Origin of the sequence: Natrarchaeobius halalkaliphilus, from assembly GCF_003841485.1 — an archaeon.
GTDB lineage: Archaea > Halobacteriota > Halobacteria > Halobacteriales > Natrialbaceae > Natrarchaeobius > Natrarchaeobius halalkaliphilus.
This window is the reverse complement of the sequence record NZ_REFY01000007.1, coordinates 89,259-114,021: the sequence shown is the minus strand read 5'-3', so window position 1 is coordinate 114,021 and position 24,763 is coordinate 89,259. Positions and strand designations below refer to the sequence as shown.

At 54.1% G+C, this 24,763-nt stretch carries 21 protein-coding genes and 1 pseudogene; 7 read left to right on the top strand and 15 right to left on the bottom strand.

Translation table 11 applies throughout. From position 1 onward, the window contains the following. The first annotated feature begins 651 nt into the window (after nucleotides 1–651). The 3 genes from EA462_RS16210 (at nucleotide 652) to EA462_RS16200 (ending at nucleotide 4,223) form a co-directional block, all read left to right on the top strand. Nucleotides 652–2,091 (top strand): methyl-accepting chemotaxis protein, encoded by a 1,440-nt coding sequence (locus EA462_RS16210; RefSeq protein WP_165872114.1) that lies wholly within the window; start codon nucleotides 652–654, stop codon nucleotides 2,089–2,091. A gap of 378 nt (nucleotides 2,092–2,469) precedes the next feature. Next, nucleotides 2,470–3,252: an IclR family transcriptional regulator gene (locus EA462_RS16205; RefSeq protein ID WP_124179617.1), complete on the top strand. Its 783-nt coding sequence runs from the start codon at nucleotides 2,470–2,472 to the stop codon at nucleotides 3,250–3,252. A gap of 203 nt (nucleotides 3,253–3,455) precedes the next feature. Then, nucleotides 3,456–4,223 carry an ABC transporter ATP-binding protein gene (locus EA462_RS16200; protein ID WP_124179616.1) on the top strand — a complete coding sequence of 256 codons (768 nt, stop codon included), beginning with the start codon at nucleotides 3,456–3,458 and terminating at the stop codon, nucleotides 4,221–4,223. 66 nt (nucleotides 4,224–4,289) lie between these two features. Here EA462_RS16200 and EA462_RS16195 read toward each other — a convergent pair whose 3' ends face one another. The 3 genes from EA462_RS16195 to EA462_RS16185 form a co-directional block, all read right to left on the bottom strand. After that, nucleotides 4,290–5,162 carry an alpha/beta hydrolase family protein gene (locus tag EA462_RS16195; protein ID WP_243641456.1) on the bottom strand — a complete coding sequence of 291 codons (873 nt, stop codon included), beginning with the start codon at nucleotides 5,160–5,162 and terminating at the stop codon, nucleotides 4,290–4,292. A gap of 342 nt (nucleotides 5,163–5,504) precedes the next feature. After that, a complete protein-coding gene (locus tag EA462_RS16190) occupies nucleotides 5,505–6,323 on the bottom strand; it encodes an ABC transporter permease (protein ID WP_124179615.1) in 819 nt (272 codons plus the stop codon). After that, a complete protein-coding gene (locus tag EA462_RS16185) occupies nucleotides 6,323–7,156 on the bottom strand; it encodes an ABC transporter permease (RefSeq protein ID WP_124179614.1) in 834 nt (277 codons plus the stop codon). Before EA462_RS16185 ends, EA462_RS16190 begins: the two co-directional genes overlap by 1 nt. 317 nt (nucleotides 7,157–7,473) lie before the next feature. On the opposite strand from EA462_RS16185, the gene EA462_RS16180 reads away from it, so the two are divergent. Further along, a complete protein-coding gene (locus EA462_RS16180) occupies nucleotides 7,474–7,905 on the top strand; it encodes a VOC family protein (RefSeq protein ID WP_124179613.1) in 432 nt (143 codons plus the stop codon). A 125-nt stretch (nucleotides 7,906–8,030) separates the two neighbouring features. Then, nucleotides 8,031–9,077, top strand: coding sequence for an ABC transporter substrate-binding protein (locus EA462_RS16175; RefSeq protein ID WP_124179612.1), 1,047 nt, complete (start codon nucleotides 8,031–8,033; stop codon nucleotides 9,075–9,077). 56 nt (nucleotides 9,078–9,133) lie between these two features. On the opposite strand, the gene EA462_RS16170 is transcribed toward EA462_RS16175, so the two are convergent. The 12 genes and pseudogenes from EA462_RS16170 to EA462_RS16115 form a co-directional block, all read right to left on the bottom strand. Further along, a complete protein-coding gene (locus tag EA462_RS16170) occupies nucleotides 9,134–10,795 on the bottom strand; it encodes a thiamine pyrophosphate-binding protein (protein WP_124179611.1) in 1,662 nt (553 codons plus the stop codon). Nucleotides 10,796–10,949: 154 nt separating this feature from the next. Next, a complete protein-coding gene (gene serB, locus EA462_RS16165; protein WP_124179610.1) occupies nucleotides 10,950–11,600 on the bottom strand; it encodes a phosphoserine phosphatase SerB in 651 nt (216 codons plus the stop codon). Nucleotides 11,601–11,782: 182 nt separating this feature from the next. Further along, nucleotides 11,783–13,369 carry a phosphoglycerate dehydrogenase gene (gene serA / locus EA462_RS16160; RefSeq protein ID WP_124179609.1) on the bottom strand — a complete coding sequence of 529 codons (1,587 nt, stop codon included), beginning with the start codon at nucleotides 13,367–13,369 and terminating at the stop codon, nucleotides 11,783–11,785. Nucleotides 13,370–14,228: 859 nt separating this feature from the next. Continuing rightward, nucleotides 14,229–15,314 carry a nitrilase-related carbon-nitrogen hydrolase gene (locus EA462_RS16155; RefSeq protein ID WP_124179608.1) on the bottom strand — a complete coding sequence of 362 codons (1,086 nt, stop codon included), beginning with the start codon at nucleotides 15,312–15,314 and terminating at the stop codon, nucleotides 14,229–14,231. 128 nt (nucleotides 15,315–15,442) lie between these two features. Beyond that, a pseudogene (locus tag EA462_RS16150) lies at nucleotides 15,443–15,831 on the bottom strand (hypothetical protein); the annotation flags it as partial. A 114-nt stretch (nucleotides 15,832–15,945) separates the two neighbouring features. Beyond that, complete coding sequence (locus tag EA462_RS16145) at nucleotides 15,946–16,917, bottom strand: branched-chain amino acid ABC transporter permease (RefSeq protein ID WP_124179607.1); 972 nt, start codon at nucleotides 16,915–16,917, stop codon at nucleotides 15,946–15,948. Further along, nucleotides 16,914–17,783, bottom strand: a complete 870-nt coding sequence (locus tag EA462_RS16140; RefSeq protein ID WP_124179606.1) for a branched-chain amino acid ABC transporter permease — start codon at nucleotides 17,781–17,783, stop codon at nucleotides 16,914–16,916. Before EA462_RS16140 ends, EA462_RS16145 begins: the two co-directional genes overlap by 4 nt. After that, nucleotides 17,783–18,499 (bottom strand): ABC transporter ATP-binding protein, encoded by a 717-nt coding sequence (locus EA462_RS16135; protein WP_207891690.1) that lies wholly within the window; start codon nucleotides 18,497–18,499, stop codon nucleotides 17,783–17,785. The genes EA462_RS16140 and EA462_RS16135 overlap by 1 nt, the downstream gene beginning before the upstream one ends. Further along, nucleotides 18,489–19,217, bottom strand: a complete 729-nt coding sequence (locus tag EA462_RS16130) for an ABC transporter ATP-binding protein (protein ID WP_165872112.1) — start codon at nucleotides 19,215–19,217, stop codon at nucleotides 18,489–18,491. The genes EA462_RS16135 and EA462_RS16130 overlap by 11 nt, the downstream gene beginning before the upstream one ends. A gap of 5 nt (nucleotides 19,218–19,222) precedes the next feature. Beyond that, nucleotides 19,223–20,383 carry an ABC transporter substrate-binding protein gene (locus tag EA462_RS16125; RefSeq protein ID WP_124179604.1) on the bottom strand — a complete coding sequence of 387 codons (1,161 nt, stop codon included), beginning with the start codon at nucleotides 20,381–20,383 and terminating at the stop codon, nucleotides 19,223–19,225. A gap of 362 nt (nucleotides 20,384–20,745) precedes the next feature. Next, on the bottom strand, nucleotides 20,746–21,084 hold the full coding sequence (locus EA462_RS16120; RefSeq protein WP_124179603.1) for a TIGR04076 family protein: 339 nt from the start codon (nucleotides 21,082–21,084) through the stop codon (nucleotides 20,746–20,748). 163 nt (nucleotides 21,085–21,247) lie between these two features. Further along, nucleotides 21,248–22,360: a pyridoxal-phosphate-dependent aminotransferase family protein gene (locus tag EA462_RS16115; protein WP_124179602.1), complete on the bottom strand. Its 1,113-nt coding sequence runs from the start codon at nucleotides 22,358–22,360 to the stop codon at nucleotides 21,248–21,250. A gap of 223 nt (nucleotides 22,361–22,583) precedes the next feature. Here EA462_RS16115 and EA462_RS16110 point away from each other — a divergent pair, with 223 nt between their 5' ends. Together EA462_RS16110 and pdxS are read left to right on the top strand one after the other, a co-directional pair. Then, nucleotides 22,584–23,510 carry an alpha/beta hydrolase gene (locus EA462_RS16110; RefSeq protein ID WP_207891689.1) on the top strand — a complete coding sequence of 309 codons (927 nt, stop codon included), beginning with the start codon at nucleotides 22,584–22,586 and terminating at the stop codon, nucleotides 23,508–23,510. Between the two features lie 302 nt (nucleotides 23,511–23,812). Further along, nucleotides 23,813–24,721: a pyridoxal 5'-phosphate synthase lyase subunit PdxS gene (gene pdxS / locus EA462_RS16105; protein WP_124179600.1), complete on the top strand. Its 909-nt coding sequence runs from the start codon at nucleotides 23,813–23,815 to the stop codon at nucleotides 24,719–24,721. The last annotated feature ends 42 nt before the right edge of the window (nucleotides 24,722–24,763 follow it).

Below are 24,763 nucleotides of genomic sequence, written 5' to 3'. Positions count from 1 at the left end.
CTATCGATGAGTATGACCGATTTCCCACGCCGACTATAACGCAGATATCGACTCGCTTGGTCAGCACGATAGTGGGGAAACTGAAACTCCGATTTCTGTATCGGGTTGATGACACATGTCGTACACTGTTTGTTCAGCTTTCGTGCGCGGGAAATACCGTGGATAGTGTCTGATACTGTTTGTCATTACCCATGAACAGTGTTCTGACACTGACACACGACCTCGGTTCCATCACAGCGTGCGTCTCGTTTTTCACAACCATTCACTTGCTTGCCAATATTTATAAGGTGATGTTACCATATTACGTTCAGTATGCGTGTTGGACTGGACTTTCCAGCGGGTCGTTCGGGAGTTGATTGTAATGTGGCTCATGGGCTCGTTGGATCCTTTGATAGCCACGAACGACATCGAACAGACGCTATCGACGCGATAACTGACGTTTGCGATCCCTCCCGCGTTGCGTCCGTTTCGGAAACTCCGGAGGAGGCAGTTGAACTCGTCAGAGAGCGATTGGTCGAACGTCTCGAGTCTGAGCTGCCAGTTCGATCGCCAACCGATAATTCCCGTCTCGATACAGCAACACCTCATAACGTCGTACGACCACTCTATACGGATGGCGGGACGTCCATTGCCGACGGAGACGGGGAACCGTTGGAGCGTTCCCACGAGCGCGATCTCCCGATCTCCCTTGGGTACGCGTTCGATCGTATCGATACACCGATCTTTACGATCGGCCGTGATCGTCGCGTTATCCACTGGAACGCTGCACTCGAGCAACTCTCTGGGGTTTCCGAACCCGAGGCACAATCCAAGGAGATGGCAAGTCAGGCGATGTACCCCGACGATCGTCGCCAGAAGCTTCTCGCGGACAAGGTCCTCGAAGCCCCCAGAACGGCACACGAGCAGTTCGATATCGAACGAGCGGAGGCGAACGGAATACCGGTCTACCGTGATGAGACACAGTTCGTCGCCCAGGACGGCAGTGAACGACACATTCGGTTCAGCGCCGTTGCCCTCTATCGCGACGAGGAACTCGTGGGCGTTGCCGAGATGGTCACCGATCGAACGGAGGACGTCATGCGGGCGATCGAAATGGAAGCACTCGTAGAGGAACTCGAGTCAACGGTATCGGCCATTATGGACGGCGATAAGTCCGCTCGGGCGACGTTCAGTGGCGATGGGCACGTCGATCAGTCGCTGGTAGCTGTTCAGGACGAACTGAACGCGTTGGCCGATCAGTTCGAACAGCTCTCGACGCACGTCGTCGAACAGGTCGAGGATCTCGAGCGGTCGGCGGAGTCGGTGACCGAGACTACGGTCGGAATCAGTGATGCAGTCGTCGAACAGTCGGAGCGAATGCAGACCGTCGACGACGAGGTTGCTGACCTCTCGGCAACGATCGAGGAGATCGCCTCGACGGCCGACGAAATCGAACGGTCCGGCGTTCAGGCGGAAGAGCTGGTTGAATCCGGACAAAACGCGGCCGATCACGCACTGACTGCGATGAACGACCTCGATGAGACTACCGACGCTGTTCGAGACGATGTCGAGCAGCTTCACGATCGGATCACCGAAATCGACGAGATCGTCGCGGTGATCGACGAAATTGCCGACCAGACCAACTTGCTGGCACTCAACGCGAATATTCAGGCTGCACGATCGAACGACACGACCGACGGATTTCTCGTGATCGCGAACGAAATCAAAAGTCTCGCTGAGGAGTCGAAAGAGCACGCCGAGGATATCGAAGCGACGGTTCGTACGATCCAGAGCGACGCCAGCGGGGCCGTCGACGAGATCGCTGACGCCTCTATGGTCGTCGATGACGGGATCGAGCAAGTTGAGACGGTACAGCAGCGATTCGAATCCATCGTGGACGCTGTCCAGGAGACGTCACAGGGGATCCAAGAGATCTCTACGGCGACGGATACCCAGGCGGCCAGCACCAACGAAATCGCGACGATGGTCGATCAGGCGAGTCGAAACGCGGACGCCGTCGCGACGGACGTACGGACGATTCCCGAACTGACCGAGTCACAGCGAAACCAGATCGCCGATATCCGATCCTCGCTCGAGCGATACACGGTTTGAATGCCCCGACGATCGGTTTTTGTCGTGACCACGTGGCCGGATGGGAGTCTATCCGGTCGTCTTCTCGTCCGTTCACCGAACTGAGCTCTCCAGTGCGGTGCTGTTCAGTACCGTCGGTTTCGCTCCTGTTTGTGGTTCCCAAACACGTTGGCTGGTACCGCCCGTATGATTTTACGATAATACGAATGTAAAATACCCCGACTGATCGGCTGCAACTGGCGACTCACCCCAGAATCGACCGCGTTTGGGCAAAACAAACTTCGACGACACCGCCAAAGTACGGTAGCCTGCCGAACTACTCGGCGTGCGTACTCCTCCCAACCAGACGTGTTGTTTGCTATTAGCAAACTATTTAGCGCTGAGATCCTATACACCGATATGAGCAAACACTCGGGTGGGGGACAACGGCGGATCAAGTCCGTCGATAATGCGTTTCGAATAATTTCGGCGCTTCACGACCAGGAGGGTTCCGGTGTTACGGCGCTCGCGAACCGCGTCGACATGTCCAAGGGATCCGTCCACACGTATTTGAGTACGCTCAAGAGCCAGGGTGTCGTGACCGAGAACGACGGGGAGTACCGCCTCGGGCTTCACCTTCTCGAGCTGGGCGAGTTCGCAAAACGTCAGAATCCCGTCTACCAGTGTGCACAGGACCCTCTCGAGGAAATAGCGACTGAGACGGGTGAGCTCGCCCGTCTCGTCGTGAAAGAGCAGGGATACGGAGTGTACCTCTCCAAAGCCGAAGGGGAGAACGCGATCGAAACGACCATTCAGCCGGGCCAGCGGGAGTATCTTCACTGTACGTCACAGGGGAAAGCGATTCTCGCACACCTCTCCGAAGCGGACGTCCACGATATCGTCGAGGAGCACGGGCTTCCGGCGAGAACCGAGGATACGATCACTGACATCGACGAACTGTTCGATGATCTCGAGACGATCCGCGACCGTGGGGTCGCCTTCAGTCGGAGTGAAGTAACTCGTGGGATGCGCTGTGTGGCGTCGCCCGTCCACGCCCCGGATGGGAACGTGGTGGCTGCGATCGGCGTCTGTGGACCGATGAGTCGGCTGCAGGGCGACCGATTCCGAGACGAAATTCCCGAACTCGTCAAAAATGCGGCGAACATCGTCGAGATCAATATTCAGATGCGACACAACTCCTGAAGACTACTACCGGTCGACCGCTCGTTGGCTGCTCATCGACCGCTCACTGGCCGCTCATCGACTGTCCCCGGTCACCACGAACCGTGCACGACCTCCTGCTCGAGTTAAGCGTGGCGCTGGTCGCAGTCGAGATCAGCGCCGCTTCGATGGATGGATAGAATAATATACGCGGAGTCAGTACCATCCGATATCTCCACACTACCATGAGCCAGATCGAGCTACGGGACGTCGAAAAGGTGTACAACTCCGAGGTCGTTGCGGTCGACGGCGTTACTGCGACTATCGAGTCCGGCGAGTTCGTTAGCATTCTCGGCCCGTCCGGCTGCGGAAAGAGTACGCTCCTGTTCATGATCGGCGGGTTTATCGAGCGCACGGACGGCGACATTTTGGTCGAAGGTGAGACCGTACACGAGCCCGGTCCGGACCGTGGTATGGTCTTTCAGGAAAGCGTCCTCTATCCCTGGCTCACCGTCGAAGACAACATCGGCTGGGGACTGAAAATCCAGGGAGTCCCACGGGACGAACGCAGGGAAGCCGTCCAGGAGTTCATCTCCATGATCGGCCTCGAGGGATTCGAGGAAGCCTATCCATCCGAGCTTTCCGGTGGGATGCAACAGCGCGCGGCCATGGCGCGCGTTCTGGTGAGCAATCCGAACGTACTTCTAATGGACGAACCGTTCGGTGCGCTCGACGCACAGACCCGTGAAGTGATGCAGAACGAACTGCTGGATATCTGGCAGCGGACCGGACAGACCTGCGTGTTCGTCACCCACAGTATCGACGAGGCGCTGTTCCTCAGCGACCGCGTACTCGTTCTGACCGCTCGGCCGGCATCGATCAAACTCGAGGTAGATCTCACGGAGTTCGAGCGCCCACGCGACTCGTCGCTCAAACAATCCGAGGCGTTCCGGTCCCGCCGAGAAGAAGTCTGGCAGACGCTTCAAGAAGAAGTCGCCATCGCTGAACCGTAGCCGGCTTTCGATAGTGTCGTATCGCCGTCCGACTCGCGCGTTCGCCGGAATCGTTCTCGCTTCGATCTAGAGCGTCCGTAGGAAGTCGGCGGTGACGCCGGCCACCTCGGACTCGGCTCCCGTAAAGAAGTGATCGGCCTCGACGGGATGAACGTCGACGGACGTCGATCCGGGATACGCGTCGGCTATCTCCTCCGCTTCTGCGGGCGTTACGTTTCGATCCGCGGCGTGTGGCACCAGCAGGTTCGGAACGTCGATCTTCGGCACCCAGTCGATCGTCGCACACGCGCTTTCCGGCGATCGGTACGAGAGGAAGGCTTCGGCGGTCATCGGAATGTATTCGATATCGTCACCGACCGGTCGCGGTAACGCGACGATTTCCGTCTCACGGCCGTCTTCGACGAGCTCGCGTGCGTCCGCGACGAACGACTCGTACGCCTCGTCCGGCTCGTCCGAAATCGCCTCGAAGTAGCCGCGCGTCGATCGCTCGCGAATGTCCGCAAACGGTGCGGCCAGTACCAGCCCGTCGACGTCGTCGTCGTTTCGCTTTCCCTGGTAATATGCCGCTTCGGTCGCGCCGAGACTTCGGCCCCAGATGACGACGTCCTCACAGCCTTGATCGAGGAGCCACTCGACGCCTCCTCGGATGTCGCGATCGATCTCAGCGAAGTCCGACGTCACGTATCCCTTACCGCTGTTTCGCTTGTTGATCGTGAGACAGCGAACGCCCGCTCGAGCCAGCGGATGCGCGACGGGCGAGATGCCGGCACCGAGGGCGAATCCGCGGAGTCCGTGTAAAAAGAGGACGCCAACGTTTCGTCCCTCGAACGTGGAGACGTCGCTCGTGAGTTCGAATCCGTCGAATTCGGTTCCATCGTCGCTCTCGTAGTTGATTCCGCGAAGGGTGATGTCCTCCGGCGTCGGATTCATGACTGCCATTGTGACGTTCGATACCTGTGTGGGGAGGACAATTATACTGTCGGTCACCGATCGATACGTTCGGGCTGGGACTGGAACCGCTGGTTACTGAGTAAGTGTCTCCGAGAGCTCGGCCATCGCTCGAGCACGTTCTTCCTGGTAGACCGGACAGATGGCGTCTTTTTCGGTGGCTAGCTGTCTGATCAAGGCCTGTCGGATCGTGTGATCGCAGCCACCAGCGACCGGCTTTCGGTGCGGGCAGTGAAGGCAACATGCACCAGGTGAGAGATCTCCAGTATCCATGTGGTGTGTTTACTCGTCCCGCGTATTGAATGTGACGAAAGTGGGTCTCCGGACCGTCGTCTATATGTCCATACTGACGTCCTTTGCCCAGAACAGGAGCCGCTCGCGGATGACCGCGAGCAGCCGGTCGAAGAGGACTCCGATGGCCGAGATCACGATGACGGCCGCGAACACCGTTTCAGGTTCGAAGGACGCCTGTGAATAGATGATGAGGTAGCCGATTCCCTGTGATGCGGAGATCATCTCGGTCACGACGGTGACGATGATCGCGATCGGCATCGCCATCCGAATGCCCGAGAAGATGTACGGTAGACTTCCCGGAAGAATAACCTCTCGGAAGGTCTGTAGTTGGGATGCACCGAAGTTGCGAGCCGACCAGAGATACCGTTGTTGGACGCCGCCAACGCCGTAGTACGCCCCAAGAATTATCGGGATCAACGCCTCGACGAAGATGATCGCGATCTTCGAGGAGTGACCGAATCCAAGGATAACGAGCAACAACGGATAGAACGCGATCCGCGGCACGGGATACAGCGTACTGATGTAGGGCTCGAGGAGGTACTCGACCGTACTCGAAGACCCCATCAACAGACCGAGCGGGACGCCGATCAGGACGGCGGCGATAAAGCCGACCGCCACCCGATAGAGGCTCGCCCAGATGTGTGGATAGACCGATCGATCCACGAGAAACATCTCCCACAATCGCTCTGAGACGGCTGGAATGTCGGGCAACAATAGTGGATTGTTGACGTATATTGCGGTCGCCTGCCAGACAGCGAGAAGCAACAGCACCGAGACGAGTCCGAGCGCTCGAGAGGACCCCTGCAGCCACGAGGAGAACTGATCTAGTCCGGAAGCGGTCTGTGTCTTCGAAGACATTATTCTTCACCCCCGCTGTTCCACGACAGGATACGATTTCGAACGAGGAGCAACGCGCGGTCGTGAACGAACCCGAGCGTCCCGATTACCGCGATCGAGGCGAACATCAGCTCGAAATTGTTACTCTGTTGGGCCGACACGATGAGGCTTCCGAGTCCGATCTGAGACGCGATCAACTCGACGGAGAAGATCACGACGAACGCGAGTGCCAGACTGACGCGCAGTCCCGACAGTATCTGTGGCAAGCAACTCGGCAGGACGACCGTAAGGAAAACTCGCGTACGCGACGCGTTGAAATTGCGCGCCGACCAGATGTAGAGATCGTTGACGCCCTTTGCGCCGTCGTACGTGTATATGTACGTCGGATAGAACGCAGCCAGAAATACCACGACGACCTTCGAAGTAAACCCGAGTCCGAACCAGATGAGAAAGATCGGAAAGAGCGCGATCTTCGGGATCGGGTACGTGATCGAAATGAGCGGATCGAACAGCTTGCCGAGCGTGTCGACCCGTCCAGTGACGAGCCCCGAGAGAATCCCCAGCGCCGCTCCGCCGAAGAAACCCACGTAGACGAGTTGGAGTGAAGCGGAGGCGTTTGGAACGAGAACGCCGTCCTGTAGCAACTCGAAGATTTCTTGAACGATCACGGACGGTGCCGGCAAGTAATACGGCAACGCGTTTACTATCCCCGCGAGTTCCCACGCCACGAACAGGGCCAACACTGGCGCATAGTTCACGAGCGTGTCCCGGGTTCTCGAGCCGACGGTGGTCAGTCGCCCCGTCGACCCGAAAAGCGGGGATCGATCGCTGTCCGTTGAAGTCGTTTCTGTCATGTACGCCCTGATATACCCATTCTGGGTGGCCAATAAAAATCTAACTACTCACCGAAACCCGCTCCGATTGTCCCGACCCAGTTCGTCGCTGGAATCTCTCTGCTAATCCGGACAAACCGACCGTCGGTAATCGATTTTCACCATTCTTCGTGACTGTCATTACAGCTATCTCTCACACCGTGCGTCCTCGGTGTTCTCAGCTCCGAACCTCGTCGTGTACGGTGCTTTCGGACGGTGTCCGATGAAACGTCTCCGCACGACCGAAAGAGACACAACAATTATGTGTGCTCGCCACCGTGATTCGAACGAATTTACTCATGGTCGGTAGTGCAACACATTACGGGTTGAACGTAGCGGATATGGAAGAGGCAATCGCGTTCTACGAGGGAACGCTGGGCCTCGAGGTCGACCGGAGCTTTCCGATAAGCGAGGTTCAAAGCGATATCGTGGGCGTCGAGGGCGTCGAAGGCGACATCACGTTTCTCGATGCCGGCGGGTTTTCGATCGAGCTGATCGCATACGACGAACCACCGAACGAGAACGTCCACGACGAAGCTTCCGGTCACGACGTCGGGGTTGCGCACCTCTGTCTCGAGGTGGAGGATATCTGGAACCTGTACGACGACCTCGCTCCGGATGTCGAGTTCGTTAACGAGCCGGAGACGGTTGGCAACGGCGCACAGATCGCGTATCTTCGCGATCCGGACGGGAATTACGTCGAGTTGATGGAACCGCCGGCCGACTCGTAGCGTCCCGACACTGTCGCTCAGATCTGATCGCTTCGAACTAACGGCGATCTACGATCGCGCTCTCACTGACGAATCCGATTCCCGCGGGGAAACACTTATAAATTCACAATCTAATACCTTTGCACATGCCAGTACGATCAGGTAATGGTGGGAGGAGTCACATTTCACGGCGAGCCGCGATACTGTCCTCGGGGGCAGCACTGACCGCTGGATTCGCTGGCTGTCTCGATTCGAACGGAGAGACGGACGACGACACCGGTAACGGCGATGGATCGATTCCGACAATCACGCTCGGCCACGGTATCGCAGCGGAGGAACCGCTCTGGCTGATGGAGGTCATCTCCGACGAACTCGATCACTGGGGTGAGGCGTACGAAGCCGAGTTCATCCCGTTCAGCGCGAACGACGAACGGCTCCAGGCGTTCCAGGCAGGTGAGCTTCAGGCCGGAACCGCGGCCGCGATCACGACGATCTTCGCAACCGAAAGCGGCCTTCCGATGACCGTCGTCGCGAACGTCTCGCAGTGTCGCGAAGAGACGTTTACCGAGGAGTTCCTGGTCACGCCTGACTCCGATATCGACGGGCTCAACGAAGAATCGCTTCAGGATACCCGAATCGGCATCTGTGCGCCCCGGTCTTCCTGTGACATGTGGGCCCAGTCGGCCGCGCTCCAGGCCGGTCTCGAGGTCGGAACCGACGTCGAAGTCGTCGTGACGCCGTTCCCGTCGATGCCCGAAGCGGTCAACGGTGGCGAGGTCGATACCGCGATGTTCCCACAGCCGTTCCACCACACCGGAATCAACGAAACCGGACTCGAACCGGTCTTCGACGTCATCGATTCGACCGGGTTCGAACACGATCTGATGGAGCTGTGGTTCTCGACGCAGTTCCTCGAGAACAACGGCGACGTCGTCGAACTGTTCCTCGAGGACTACTCGACTGCCGTCGACCGGTTCAACGACGATCCCGAATCATCCCTCGAGATGATCGCCGAAGCCGGCTACGTCGAGACCCCGACGGAACTGTACGTCGACTTACCCTACTACACGTACTCGGCATCACCGATGACCGAAAGTCTCGAAGAGATCAATTCGCTCGCTGTCGACATCGGCTGGCTCGACGAAGAGGTTTCGATCGATCACCTCTGGGATCTCTCGTACCTTCCTGACTGAGTATCCTCTCGAGTCCAACCCAGTAGATCTTTAATTCTTATTGATCGTTTTGACCGCTACCAGATCCGCCCCGAGACGTACTCCGCGGTCGGATCGATTCGGACGTCGAGCACGACGTGTTCGTCAGCCTCGAGTGCCTCCTCGAGCGCCGGTCGAACCTCATCGGGTTCGGTGACGCGGATGCCGCGAACGCCGAACGATTCCGCCATCGTGGCGATGTCGACCGTCGGGATGTCGGTGGCGACCTCGGCGTGTCCCGCGCTTCGCTGGTAGTTCCAGATCATTCCGTACTTGCCGTCGTTGAACACGATCGTTACCGCATCGGTTTCGGTTTCGACTGCAGTTGCGAGTTCCATGTTGCACATCAGGAAGCCGCCATCACCGATGAGATTGACGACCTGGCGGTCGGGATCGACCAGTTTCGCGGCGTTGCCGGACGGAACCGGGAACCCCATCGAATCGTAGAGACGCGAGTGCTGGAAGCTATTTGGCTCGCGGTATTCGAAGGCGTCGTTCGGCCACGCGCCGCCGGCCGCACCCGCGTCGCCGGTCAGGAGGACGTCGTCGTCGACCACCTCGCGAAGCTCGGCCATGATCACGAGCGGATGGACCGGCGTCTGCGAGCGAACTTCCTCGAGATATGCGTCGATCTCCGCCGAGACCCGATCACTCTCTTCTCCGACCGCCCGTGCGTAGGCGGCGTCGGTCTCGCCGGCGTTCCCGTCGAGTGCCGCACGAGCGTCAGCGAGTGCCGGACCGAGATCGCCCGAGACCACCTCGGTCGCGCTCGAGGCGGGGAACTCGTACGGCGGATCGTCGAGATAAACGATGTCGGTATCGTCTGGCGTTCGATCACCGAGTACAGCCGCTTCGTGTGAGTTCGTTCGGACGCCGAGCGAAAGGACGGCATCGGCGTTCGCCAGCGCGGTGGTTGCGGCGGGGTGGTCCGACATTCCGACGGTGCCGGCGAACAGCTGGTGGTCGTTCGGAAACGCGTCGGGGTAGTGTCGTGGACAGACGACGGGGGCGTCGAGGGACTCCGCGATTTCGACGACGTCGTCGCTCGCGAACGCCCGCAGGACTCCCTTGCCGACGTACAGACAGCGTTGTTCGGCGGCTCGGACTGGCTCGAGCGCGTCCGCGACGTCGGATGAGGCGACAGCGGGCGTCTCGTGGGATTCGTGATCGAAGGCAGCCGGTGGGATCTCCACGTCGGATCGCAGAATGTCCTCGTCGACGCCGATAAACACGGGACCAGGTCGACCACTGGTCGCGATGTCGAACGCTCGAGCGACGACCTGGGGGAGCCGAGCCGAATCGTGGACCTGTGTGCTCCACTTCGTTGCCGGTTCGAACGCTTTTCGAAGGAAGTGTTGATCGTCGACTCCGTGGAGTGCTTCGGTGTGTTCGTCTTCCGGAAGGACGGCGCTGATGAGTATCATCGGGGACGCCGCGGTGTAGGCCTGTGCAACACCGGTCAACGCGTTCGTCCCGCCCGGTCCGGCGACGGTGATTGCGATCCCTGGATCGCCGGTGAGCCGGCCGTATGTGTCCGCCATCACGGCCGCGTTGTACTCGTGGCGGGCCGTAATCACGTCAGCGTCGCGTTCATAGAGCCCGTCCGCGATCGTTACCGTCTGATTTCCGAGCAGTACGTACGCTTCCGAAACGCCGTTCTCAGCGAGTACTCGCGCGACAGCGTCGCCTCCAGTTGTCATACTAGTGGAAGACTAGCCCGACCTAATAAATTTGTCGTCGTTCGGTCCGAACGCTAATGAGTGACGGAAGTTATCGGTATAAAATCATTACAATAATTCACAAAACCTATACCGATAATCACATCGTCGTCCGCTATGTTTCGAATGGTGCTCTTCAGGCATCCTCGAAAATACCTTCCTCGACAAGGATCTCACGTGCCTCCGCCATCGAGGTTACGGTGGCGTCACAGTGTGGCTCGACGACCGGCTTCGGCTCGAAACCGATCGCAAGTCCGGCTACTTCGAGCATCGGCAAGTCGTTTGCGCCGTCCCCGATCGCACTCGTCTTCGTGAGGGACGTCCCGACGGTGTTGGCGAGTTCTTCGAGTGCATCGTCTTTTGTTCCTTCAATAAGTGGTCCTTCGACCTGTCCGGTTAGCGCTTTGCCATCGTCGGTCATCGGCATCTTGTTAGAGACAATATGATCGACAGTCGCCCCTTCGCGCTCGAGTGCAACTGCAACGCCGCGTTCGAATCCACCTGTGAGAATCGCTGTGGTTACTCCAGCGTCGTTTAACTTTTCGAGGAGGTCGGCTGCACCGTCGCGGAGTTTGACCTCGCTGAAGGCTGCTGCAACATCGGTTTCTGGAAGCCCCTCAAGAAGCGCCACGCGCTCGCGAAGGCTTTCAGCGTACTCGATTTCATCGTTCATCGATCGTTCAGTGATTCTGGCCATATCATCAGCTACGCCACACCGTTTGCCGAGCAATACGGTCATCTCGGAATCAGAAAGCGTCCCGTCGAAATCGAATGCTACGACTGACATAATCCTCTCTTTGACGGGGCCGGATAAAGTAGTTTATATTTGCCAATTCTATTTACACGTTATGTGTGGGGTAATAATATTCACAGTAGCCGTGGTGACAACTGTCGACTGAGGCGTGTTTTGGATTTCCCTGAACAGGAACCGTCCTTGGTCCGGTCGTTCCTTCGAGCCGAATCCAGTACTCAATCTTGTCCGTTTAGCGTTATGTGATCAATACCGATAATCGACTCGTGAGCTTTGAGCTCTTCTTTAACACCGTTAGGAACCTCTCTATCTACATTGTAAACCGTCAGCGCTTCGCCACCAATCGTCTCGCGAGCATTGAACATCCCAGCGATATTGATTTCGTTCTCGCCCAGCACAGATCCGATGAAGCCGATCACGCCAGGTGTGTCTGCATTTCGCGTTACAACCATTTTCCCGTGTGGAATTGCGTCGACGCGGTATCCATCGATCCGAACGATTCGCGGATCATCGTCGGCGAAAAGCGTCCCGTCGACCGAAATTTCGTCGTTGCTGTTGTTCACAGTTACGGTGATCAAACTTTGGAAGTCCTCTGCCTGGCGGGTCTTGGACTCTGTCACGTCGACGCTACGCTCTTCGGCTATCTGGGGGGCGTTGACGGCGTTGACCTGCCATTTAACCGGCTCGAAGATACCTTTCAGAGCGCTAGCGGTGATGTATTCGACGTCCTCCTCGGAAATATTACCCTCGTATGTAATTTCAATACCTTCGACGCGATCGTCAAGCAACTGAGCAGCGATCCTTCCGGCGGTTTCGGAAATCTCAATGAACGGCTCGAGACGTGAGAAAGCGCTGTCATCGATCGACGGTGCGTTGAGCGCGTTCGCGACAGGTTCCTGAGAAAGCGCAGCGTTGACTTGCTCGGCCGTCGAGACGGCAACGTTTTCCTGTGCTGCTTCAGTTGACGCACCGAGGTGGGGAGTGAGGATAATTTCTTCGTGTTCGAGTAACGGCGAATCTTCGGCCACTGGTTCCTCTGCGAAAACGTCGAGTGCTGCCCCGGATATCGTTCCATCTTCAACCTTGGCCGCAAGGGCGTCCTCTTGAACAATGCCGCCGCGACCAACGTTTACAAGGTAACCCCCCTCAAGTAGCTTGAGTTCTTTCTTACCGATCATTCCCTCCGTTTCCGGAGTCAGCGGCGTGTGGATTGTTGCAAAGTCAGCACGCTCGAGGCAGGCCTCGAACTCGATGAGTTCGGCACCAATTCGTTCCGCGCGCTCCTCGGAAATGTACGGGTCGTAGGCGACGATATCCATCCCCAGCGAGTTGAGCTTTTTACTAACCTCCTGACCGACACGACCGAGGCCGACTACCCCGAGCGTTTTGGTATTCAGTTCGGCTCCGAGATAATCGCTTTTCGCCCAGTCACCGTGTTTGAGCCGAACGTGGGCCTGTGGGATTGATCGGGCAGTTGCGAACATCATTGCGACCGTGTGTTCAGCCGCCGCGCGGACGTTCCCTTTGGGTGCGTTGGCGACGATGACGCCGTTATCCGTTGCTGCGTCGATATCGATGTTATCGACGCCGATTCCGGCTCGGCCGACGATAACTAACTCCGTTGCAGCTTCGATCACGTCTGCGGTCACTTCAGTTCCCGAGCGAACGATCAGTCCATGAACGTCTGAGACCGCTTCTAGAAGCGGTTCACCCTCGAGATTATAGCCCCTTTCGACTTTGTGGCCGGCGCTTCTGAGTTTATCTAAACCTGCATCTTCGATTGGATCTGTAACTAATACCTTCATCTACAGGGCAAATCTTGTATAGGGATATAAATTAGTTTCGGTACAGTTGCTATGACAAACCACACCAGTATCGAGCTCTTCACATCTATGTCGCGAAAAACTATCCTTCGATTCCAGTAACCGAATCATTCGCTTGCTTTTCGATTGGGAACGTCTTTTGATCATCTATCATCACTGCAACCCGAATCTAACAGATTTCCCCCCCGTTTGTGTTTAGCAAACAATAGTGTCTGTTTTGAATTCTGTTTTTACAAATGTACTTGTGAAAGATATTGATCGTTACCTCCTTACGGTGTCGCCTCATCCGTCTGCTAGGCCAAGAAACACGTGACAGCGGAGGTTTACCGGTGCTAATTTTCGGAAGAAATGAGGAGGTGGCAGCTGTGCACATCGAACCCTCCTCACGTCATATTGAACGCCATCTCACTAATCATCTTCCCTCTGAAGCGCTTGAAGACCACGCCGATGTTTAATGCCATCGAACCGGTCTGGAAAACGCTCAAACAGTTCGTTACTAACACGTTCCTATACTTGTCCAATTGTATTAATTTTCCATATGATTAGATCGAACGATCCTCCGGATATCCAAAAGTTACGCTGACCACTCTAGGCGAAAGCCAAACGCTTGCGACATTCAGACGTACCTACAATTCCACTGTCGACGAGTCGCTCTCTCCGGGGGCTTCTACACGGTTGACTCCGATACTCGCATATCTCGTGACCTCGTCGAATACGGTTTCGACCGGCTGCCGGTTGTAAAGGCGGCAGCCCTTAACTTTGGCACAACTATTTATCGGTAGCAGTGGTTCGTTCAGTCAGCAGCGTTTCCGTAGGTGAAGTACTGAGAATAGTTCCCGAACTATTCTTCTCGTTCCCAGTATGGCGGAACGTAGATGTCTTTTTCGACCATCAGTTCTATCTGCTTTTGAGTAACTTCTTCGTTGTATTCTTCGTGATTAACCGGCAGGTCGTCGAGCCATAGGTTCTTCGGATACAATTCACGATCATAGATGACCTCACACAACTCCGTTCGGAGGTCTTTGATCCAGTTCATCTGTGGGGACCGCGTTCTGAACTCACGGAGCCCTTCGATATCGATAACGCCGGCACAGTACGATGATCCTGCGCCGTAATCGTGTTCGGAGATCGTTCGTCCCTTGTGATCCACAAGCATTGAGCCGCCGCCGAACGTGTCGATCGGCTCTTCTTTATCTTGTGTGAGATAGTAGGTGCCCAAGTTAGGGGCCATGAAGTACACATTGTTGTCAAGCGCTCGAGCTTTGTTTTGGATCTCCCAAGCATTGTTCGCAACCATCGGTTCGGGACATGCAATCCGGCAGACGACTTCTGCCCCATTCATTGCTAATCCTCTAACGTATTCAGGATACGCCCCCTCGATTGCGAGTGAGATACCGATTCGTCCGATGTCGGTATCAACAACTGGGAAAAACGAGTCGAGGTCTTTTCCGTGTTCCTCGACCCAGTCATCCCACATGTCATGTGGCGTTACAGACCGTTCTACCGGCAAAAGTGGCGTATTCTTCCGATGTTTGAGGATCAACTCTCCGTCAGGACTGATCACAAACGCCGTGTTATAGAACCTGTCATCGTACTCTGGTGCTTTCTCCTTCGCTGATGCAACGATGTAAATTCCAAACTCTTTGGCGTACTCCCCAAGCGTATCTGACTCTTTCCCCGGAATGTCGACAGCGATTTCGTCACGGTAGGTTTGGTGGTCCATATCAAAGACCTCATCCGTGAATCCTTGCAACGCACCTTCTGGGATAACCGCTAATTTGACCGGTAAATCTGTCCCACTTAGCCAGGTTGCGGCCGAGAGATTTTCGTGTATATGATCCAGATTCTTTTGAATGTCGCTTCGTTCCTCAGCGCCCCACACGGTTGGCGACAACCCGACGGCCATGTACTTGTCAATTCGTCCCATGATAAATATAAAGTTTAGTCCAAATGTTATAGATCTTCTGGTCTACGCTCTCCGGTAAAAGATTGTTGATACTGCTGAGCGGTAGCTACAATGATAACGACAGTCCAAATCTCGCCGGGATCGAGGGGCGAGCGCTCGAAGTACGTAGCGTCAATCGCGCCAATCGGACCGGTGTTGTGAAGCTGAGCGGACTGTTGAAGAAGAGTCCGGCAGACCGCCATCTCGATTCTATCGAACGCGAGACATAACGTGGATGGATGTGGGAGATCGGCCGGTTCGAAGCCGATCTTCCGCGATATTCGTTGCATTTCCTTCAGTAGATCAATCGTCATCCGGTAGGTTGTCTCGAGGTAAATCCGGAGACAGTGGAGGGATATCATCGCCGCATCGGTGAACCCGCCGCCCCTTCTGAGGCGGCAGGTTCGTCCCAACCATCGGCGACCCTTTTGACTGCGAAGACCACACGTTCGGTGAAGAGAAGATTTGCGTTGGCGCAAACCGCACTCTTCCGCTTCATTTTCCTTACTCTGACGACCTGATCCAACGCTGTCTAGGGATTAAACACGGCCGGAAGTACCGACTGTGCCGAACTCTATCAACAATCTCCTACGGAAGAGAGAAGACGTTGGTGTTATTTATTACGCCACTGTTCCTGAAGCCATCCGCCAACACCCTGCGGTAGATATGCTAATATGAGAATAATCAACACGCCGTAGACAATTAACCGGTATTGCTCGATAGCACGGAGGTATTCGGGGAGTAACACGACAATGCTTGCACCGAAAATGCTTCCGAAAGGGATCGATAGTCCTCCTGCAACACCAGCTAGAATAATCTCTATCGTCGTATCAAGGTCGAATACCGGTGGAGACACGAATCCATTAACTGGTGCGAATAGCCCGCCAGCCAGCCCACAAACGGCACCTGAGAGGGTAAATGAGTGGAGACGGTACCGGTGTGAATCAATTCCGATCGATTCGGCGACAACAGTGTCTTCTTTGATCGCGAGGAACGCAGATCCAATTTCCGAGTCCAGAATCCTCGAGAAGAACAAAAACACACCAATGTATGTAACCAACACGATATAGTATAGCAGTACGTCTTCAGGAAGCGCTCCAGTAACAACTTCCGGTAGCAGATCCGGACTTGTCAGCCCGACGTTACCACCTGTCACGTTGGAAAAAATCTCTAAAGCGATCACAAACAACATGTTAAATGCGAGCGTGATGATGCCGAGATAGATCCCATGGGCTCTCGTCGCAGGTTTTCCCAGCAAATACGCAACAAGTGCCGTCAGAGTAACCGCTACCACGACGCCAACAATACTGGGGACTCCACGGCTGACCAATAGTACAAACGAATACGCGCCGATCCCGAAGAACGCTCCCTGTGATAGGATTAGTTGACCCGTGTAACCAATTGGCAAAATCACGGCGAATGCAAGTATAGCAAAAATCAGCATAATTTTGAGATCGAAGAGGGTCGAACTCGTTACGATGAACGGGAGCACAGCACTGATGAGCGCGGAGATGATAATTAACTCTTTGCTGTATGGTTGAACCTGGTTCATCACCGATTTGACGAACTCTTGAATCTGATTCATGAACGGACACCTCCAATGCCCTGCGGACGAAGTATGAGGACGACAAAGAGAAGGAAGAATACTGCGAATAACCGCCACTGACTACCAATGAACGTTGATGCGAAGCTTTCAACTAACCCGACCAAGAAGCTCGCGATAATTGCACCTTGGAAGCTTCCAATACCACCAACAACGACGATCGTGAAAGCGAACAACGTCAGTAAGACCCCAAGTGTCGGGCTGAGTGTGTAGGACATTCCATAGAGAATTCCTGAGATCCCAGTGAGTGCCCCACCCAAAGCGAACGTGACCATGTAGATCCGCCCGTAATTAATTCCAAGAATTTCGGTTCCAGTCTGATCATCTGCCACTGCTCTCATCGCCAATCCTGTATACGTGTATTTAGTGAAGATATACAAACCAATGATCATGATGATAGCAAAAACGCCACTAAGAACGTTCAACAGGCTGTAGGTACTGCCCACTAGTGAGATCGTTCCTAGTTCCGGACCCTGAATTTGACGAAACCCGCCAAAAATCATTTGGTGTGCGTTTTCTGATATGATTGTCACACCAAATGTCGCGAAGAAAGTAAGAAGAAGGAACTCTTCTCGACCATAAAACCGCGCAATGACAAGCCGCTCTAATGCGATTCCAGCAACGACTGCTGCGACGATTGCGACAATGATACTCGGTACCAGACCCAGACCAAAGCCCATCAGTCCAACGACGATGAAACCCGAAAGTGTCGCGAACTCTCCTTGAGCAAAGTTTGGAACATCAAGCACACCGTAGATCAGACTCAATCCAACCGCAATCAACGCGAGGATCGATCCGAAAACCAACCCATTGATGATCGCGAACGCGATTTGTCCAAGGTCGAGCATCACGCACCACCCAAGTACTGCTCGATTACTTCGTCGCTGTCTAACATAGCACTCGCATCGTCTCGATGGACAATACAGCCATTCTCGAGCAGACAACCGGAGTCTGCCAGTTCGAGTGCCTCTTGGGCACGCTGTTCAACGAGGACGATAGAGACTCCCCGATCATTGATTTCCCGTATCTTCTCGAACAGTTCCGGGATGAGGTGAGGTGCAAGACCGATTGAGGGCTCATCCAGCAAAAGGATGTCAAGGTCGGTCATCAGACTTCGACCTAGTGCTAACATTCGAGCTTCCCCGCCGCTTAGTGTCCCGGCATGTTGACTTTGCCGTTCTTCAAGCCGGGGGAATAGCTTAAAAACACGCTCTAAGCGTTTTTCCTTTTCGTCCCCACGTGCTGTGTACGATCCCAGCTTGAGGTTTTCAGCAACTGTCATCTCTGTGAATAGGTTCTGCTTTTCAGTGACAAGGGACATACCCATTTTGACTCTTTCGTGGGTCGGTCGATCGGTGATTAGTCCCCCTTGAAGTTCTACCGATCCCGAACGAGCTGGAATAAGTCCCATTAGTACCCGCATGAGAGTAGTCTTCCCAGCACCATTAGGACCGATGATCGACAGTATTTCGCCTTCAGGTACCTCAAACGCGATCTCATCCAGAATCTCGACCTGGCCGTAGCCAGCGTCAACGTCACTGGCTTCGAGTATATTATTTGCCAATGTATGCCTCCCTGACCTTGTCGTTTTCCATTACTTTCTCGGGCGAGCCACTGGTGAGTTCGCTACCTTCGTGTATCGTTATAATTCGGTCTGAGATCGAACGGATTATACCGAGGTCGTGTTCAATAATCAGGAAGGTAGAACCGAACTCTGTATTGATTGTCTTGATTGTCGACATCATCTCTTGCTTTTCGGTTGGATTCAACCCGGCCATGATTTCGTCCAGAAGAATCAATTTCGGACCAGTCACGAGTGCTCGAGCCACGTCAACGAACTTTTGCTCAACGAGTTGGAGTTCCTTTGTTATCGTATCTTGCTTTTCCTCGAGGGAAAACAACTCGATTACTTCGTTGATTGATTGTATTGTTTCTCTCTTTTCATTGTCGCCAACACCGTATTTACGAGCGACTTGGAGGTTCTCTCTGACAGTCAGCGAACGGACTGGTTTGGGTGTTTGGAAGGTCCGACCAATTCCCTCATGACAGATCTGATGTGATTTCAAACTTGTTAATTCTTTTCCCTCGAATCGAATCGAACCTGAATCCGGTGTCAAGACACCGGTAATCACATTAAATAGCGTCGTTTTCCCAGCCCCGTTCGGACCGATCAGACCTGTTATTTCGTCTTCATTGACCGTTGCTGTAAACTGATCAAGCGCAACAATTCCTCCGAAGGTCTTGTGCACCTCCTCAATACGCAGGAGTGTTGTCGTTCCCATCACCATCACTCTGTGGACACAACGTGGCTTGTATACTCAACGTTGGGCGCTAATTCACCGTCGTCATCTTCTTGCCACTGGCCCACAATCATTTGAAATTCTGTATTGTTCCCATTCTGATCGAATCTCACGTCCCAGCCTGATGCGGTTTCATATTCAATGTCGGCCAGGCCGTTGCGAATGTCTTGTGGATCAACTGATCCCTGTTCCCCCATTACTTCTGCGATTAGATGGATGGTGTCGTAATACGGTAGGCTCAGTGGGTCCATTCTCACGTCGAACATCTCTTGCATCCGTTCGTTTGCTTGTTGGGCCTGCTCGTTTTCAAGATCGACCCCCCAGAAGTACATATCTTGAAGGTCGTCACCGAGTGACTCGTAGAACGTTTCTGTCCCGTACGAGTCGTGCCCAATAACAATGTCCACCTCGTCGAACAGCCCTTGCTCACGAGTTTGACTTATGAGTGTCGGTGCAGTCCCACCTGGGAACGGATAAAACAGTGCATCGATTTCATCGGTATCGAGGTCCCCAATTTCCGGCACGAAGTTGTCGGTCTCCATTGGAACTTCTGCTGAATGTACTAACTCCATTCCGTACTCTTCGGCACGTTCTTCGAAAAATTCAATAGAGGACTCCCCCATCGAATAGTCTGCTGCAATCACCGCAATACCGGACACGCCCTCCTCTTCTAGGAACTCGGCCATCCCCTTGAGCTTCTGAGTCGTGTCTCCGGTCATACGGAACGTATACTCGTCATCCTCATTGATGATCTCTGGATCAACCGAGATCGACGTTATAAACGGAACTTCCTCATCCTCAGCAAGGTCACTAAGTACGTTCGACACGTCGCTCGAGAACGTACCAGTGATAACTGGAATGTTATTATCATACATGTTTCTAGCAACACTAACTGCTCGATCGGGTGCTGCCTCACCGTCTGTGGCCTGTAGTTCGATCGGCTCATCCAATTCTTCTGTTAATTCTTCGATAGCAACTTCCATTCCGCGAATACCGGCAGTCCCATCCGGTTCAAGTGGTCCGGATTGGGGAGTTGCTGCGCCAATAGCTCGTTGAACTTCATCGTCTCCCACGCAACCAGCAATAGCTGCTGCACCGAGGGCTCCTGTACTAATAACAAACCGTCTTCGCGTGCTGTTGTTTGTCACGTGCCTCTTTCGTTATTGATTACACATAAATATTGGGATCCACTTAATATCTGCACGAAACACTAACTCCTATGTCATTAACATCACAGCTATTGCCGAATTGTGTGCTGTATTTTAGATATTACTGCCTCTATGGGTTATGTAGCCGAAAAAACGGTATAACGGACTATCGAAATTGAACAGTACGCTTATTCCACGAACTAAGAGTCAAGCTTTATATCCGTTTTTACACCTAACTGCTATAGTCTATAGTAATAACTAAGCGATTTGTGTACTGACCGGTCATAATTCGTGCGGTCAGGTGTACATTGACTTGCAGTGGCAACTATAGCCCAAGCGCGATACTTTCTTTGTACATGTCGCTACTCCCCATCAGATGCACTTTTCGGAGTGACAGTCCGTTCTCCGATTCGGCTGATTTCGAAAGTGCCGTCCACGTCCGGATCTGGATCAGTCACTTTCACAGGAGTCGACATCCAATCGTTCGAATCGCTTTCGCGCTGCTTTGCCGGTAAGAGGGGAATGAGTGCTGAGAGCGCGTATATTGGGAACGTCTGTTTTTCCGGAAAAACAAGATTTTCGCCGTGAACTTCGAAATAGTCTCCAACATCGTAACTGCCTTCTGCGTCGCCATTTATCTCGACACATTCGACGCGGAGGTCGTACACAGTGAACTCCGTTTCCGATGATATTTTTGCCATCGTGAGCTTATCACGATTGCCTGGTGAAATAAGTATTTCCCCAGTAGGGGAAGTTTTCGCCGCTAGGTTAGCAATAGTGTAGCATCTCATCGAGTACGAAGTTAAAAAACAACATGTATTCTCACTCAAAACTCATCGTCACACGATCAGCCGTTCGCTCAATTCACAACCCTGCAACGTCTTCGATCGCGTCAGTGAGTTCTTTGATGCTCTCGAGATCGTGTTCGCCCATGTGACCGATTCGGAACGTCTTTTCGCCAAGAGTGGAACCGTAGCCGTTCGAGAAGACCATGTCGTACTCTTCGCTCACGGCGTCAATGGTGCTGGCGACATCGATACCCCTAGTGTTTTCGATACAGCTCACCGTCTGGGACTCATAGCCCTCTTCGGGAAACATCTCAAAGTGTTCGTGTGCCCACTCGCGGGTGTACTCGGCCATCTCGCGGTGGCGTTGATCTCGTGCGTCGTGGCCTTCCCTAAGCATGTGTTTCATCTGCTTTCGGTAGGCAAGCATGATCGAGATAGCGGGGGTGGAATGGGTCTGGCCCTTCCGATCGTAGTAATCGAGCGTACGCTGGAAACCACCGTACCAAGAGGCTGAGTCTGCCTCGAGTTCGGCCTCGTAGGCATCCTGACTGACGACACAGACGCCCAGACCAGGCGGCATGGCGAAGGCTTTCTGTACGGAGGTGAAGATGACGTCGATGTTGTGCTCGTCAATGTCAACGTAATCGCCCCCTAGCGACGAGACGGCGTCGACGACGAAGGAGGTGTCCGGGTACTCGGCAACTACGTCGCCGATCTCCTCGACAGGATTCCGGACTCCAGTCGAACTCTCGTTTTTCACGCACGTGACGACATCATAGTCAGTGTCGCTTTTCTTGAGATACTCGCGGACGTCCTCGGGTTTGACTGCTTGTCCCCACTCGTACTCGAGGGTGTCGACGGTTTTGCCCAGTCGTTCGGCGACGTTTGTCTGTCGTTCACTGAAGCTTCCACAAGTCGTCACGAGGACATCTTCGTCGACGAGGTTAAGGATCGAACTCTCCATGAACTCAGTGCCCGACCCCGTCAGGATGATGATGTCGTTGTCAGTGTCGAGAAACTCTTTCGTATCCTCGACGATGGTCGTGTACAGATCAGTCATTTGATCCATACGGTGGCCGAACATCGGCTCGCACATGGCCTCGATAACGTCGTCACGTACTTCAGTTGGACCTGGAATATACAGCTTCTTGTTGGGATAATTGAATTTGTACTCGCTTTTTTTGGTCACGCAAACCACCTGGTTAGACCAGTTTGAAGCGAGACATTATGATACTTGGGGCATCTTGATAGCCGGCTGCAGGCGACACGATCGGGACTGCTGTTGCGTGAACGTTGTTATTCGGTTAACAAAGCGTCGGGCTGCTATCGCATCGGACGGTTTTTGTATGGAGATCAGACCACCAGTGAATCGATAGTTTGAATTATTTGCAACAGCTACCCTCGCTAGATAGATGAGTCAGCAGATGGACCCGCAGATGGAGACCGTCATTGACGAGATTGAAGAGATGGGGTTACCAAACTGGCACGCGATGTCAATACAGTGTGCTCGGAGAATCGAAGATGACGTCTTCTCTCGTGGCGAGGGAGCGACAGTGAAGTCAGTCCGTGACTTCGAGATAGAGGGAAAGGGCAGACCGATTCCGATTCGCGTCTACCATCCCGGCGTCGAAAACCCGCCGACTCTCGTCTTTTATCACGGCGGTGGATGGACCCTCGGCACGCTTGATTCGGCAGATAACATCTGTCGCGAACTTGCAAGTAGGAGTGATTGCCTTGTCATTTCGGTCGATTACCGTCTCGCGCCAGATCACCCGTTTCCTGCGGCGCTCAACGATGCGTTTTCCGCACTTACTTGGGCAGCGAACCATGCGAACGAGTTCGGTGCCGACCCAGACAGAGTGGGTGTAGCTGGAACAAGTGCTGGTGGGAATCTTGCCGCTGCGGTTGCGCTTCGCACTCGAGAAGCAGACGTCTCCCTTGGCGGGCAGTTCCTGTTGTATCCGATTACAGATGTCGTTCGTGGGACGGAGTCATACACCGAGCATGCTGATGAGCCACTGCTCACTCGCCGAGATATGGAATGGTTCTGGGAGCAATATCTCGAGGACCCGGTCCAAAAGTACAATCCGCTCGCGGCGGTTGGGCGCGTGGCTGATCCGTCCGGTGTTGCTTCTGCAGTAGTGCTAACGGCTGGCTTTGACGTGCTCAGAGACGATGGATTTGAATATGTTCAGAAACTTCTAGAAAACGACGTTCCAACAACCCACGAACACTATCCGACGCTTGCACACGGCTTTCTCAGCGTGACAGACTCCGTTGACGAGGCTAACGAAGCCATGAATCAATTAGCAGATCACATTCAATCGCAGCTCGGGTAACCTCAATCTGTGTCGTTGTAGATCTCGTACTCGTTTTATCGAAGCGTCTTCGAGGTCACTCCGGTATCTTTCTGCACACGCTGAATCGTGGGCCTCATACCAGCTGTGATCGATTCGGTAACTGGTTGTTTCCGGCTGAACCGCAACTTCTTTGTCCAGCTATGTTTACCTCGGATTTTACAAATGGGCAAGATACCACCGTTGGGTTAGTCATGGGCCTTTACATCTAGGAATCACAAGCGACAGTGAACAGACAGAACGACCGGTAGATCTATGTATAGGACGACATCTACTTAGTAGGTATGTCGGATCCAATGGAATTAGAGAGCCTGTATCAGGGAACAGAACTCATCAAACGCGGTTTCGCCAAAATGCAGAAAGGTGGGGTCATCATGGACGTCGTTTCTCGTGAGCAGGCCAGAATCGCCGAAGACGCCGGAGCGGTTGCCGTAATGGCGCTCGAGGCAGTACCAGCAGATATCCGCAAGCGCGGTGGCGTCTCTCGAATGGCGGATCCAGCGACTGTCCGTGAAATCATCGGTGAGGTTTCTATTCCGGTTATGGGAAAATCCCGAATCGGCCATACGAAAGAAGCCGAGATTCTCGAGGCCGTGGGCGTCGATATGGTCGACGAAAGTGAAGTACTTACACCTGCAGACAACAGCTACCATATCGAAAAACACGAGTTTACTGCTCCCTTCGTCTGTGGCGCTCGCGACCTCGGTGAAGCACTTCGACGGATCGACGAAGGGGCGGCAATGATCCGAACAAAGGGGGAAGCGGGAACAGGCGATGTGAATCAGGCTGTTCATCACCAGCGTACTATCAAAGGAGCCATTCGGGAATTAGAAGGAAAAAGCGCCGAAGAACGCACTGCCTGGGCTCGAGAAAACGACGCTCCCGCGGAGTTAGTACACGAAACAGCAGAAATGGGCCGGCTCCCAGTTGTGAATTTTGCCGCCGGTGGAATCGCGACACCAGCAGATGCTGCATTGATGATGGATCATGGTTGTGACGGTATTTTCGTCGGGAGCGGTATTTTTGGAGCCGAAGATCCTGAAGCGATGGCCGAAGCGATTGTGGCTGCAGTCAACAACTGGAATGACCCCGAAGTACTAGCTGAAATAACTGATGGGGTCGGGCAAGGAATGAAAGGAGATGCGAATGTAGATCTTCCTAAGGAAGAAAAAATACAAGAGCGCGGTGTCTAGTGACTATTTAAAAATTCGTCAGAAATAACCATCCAGCTACTT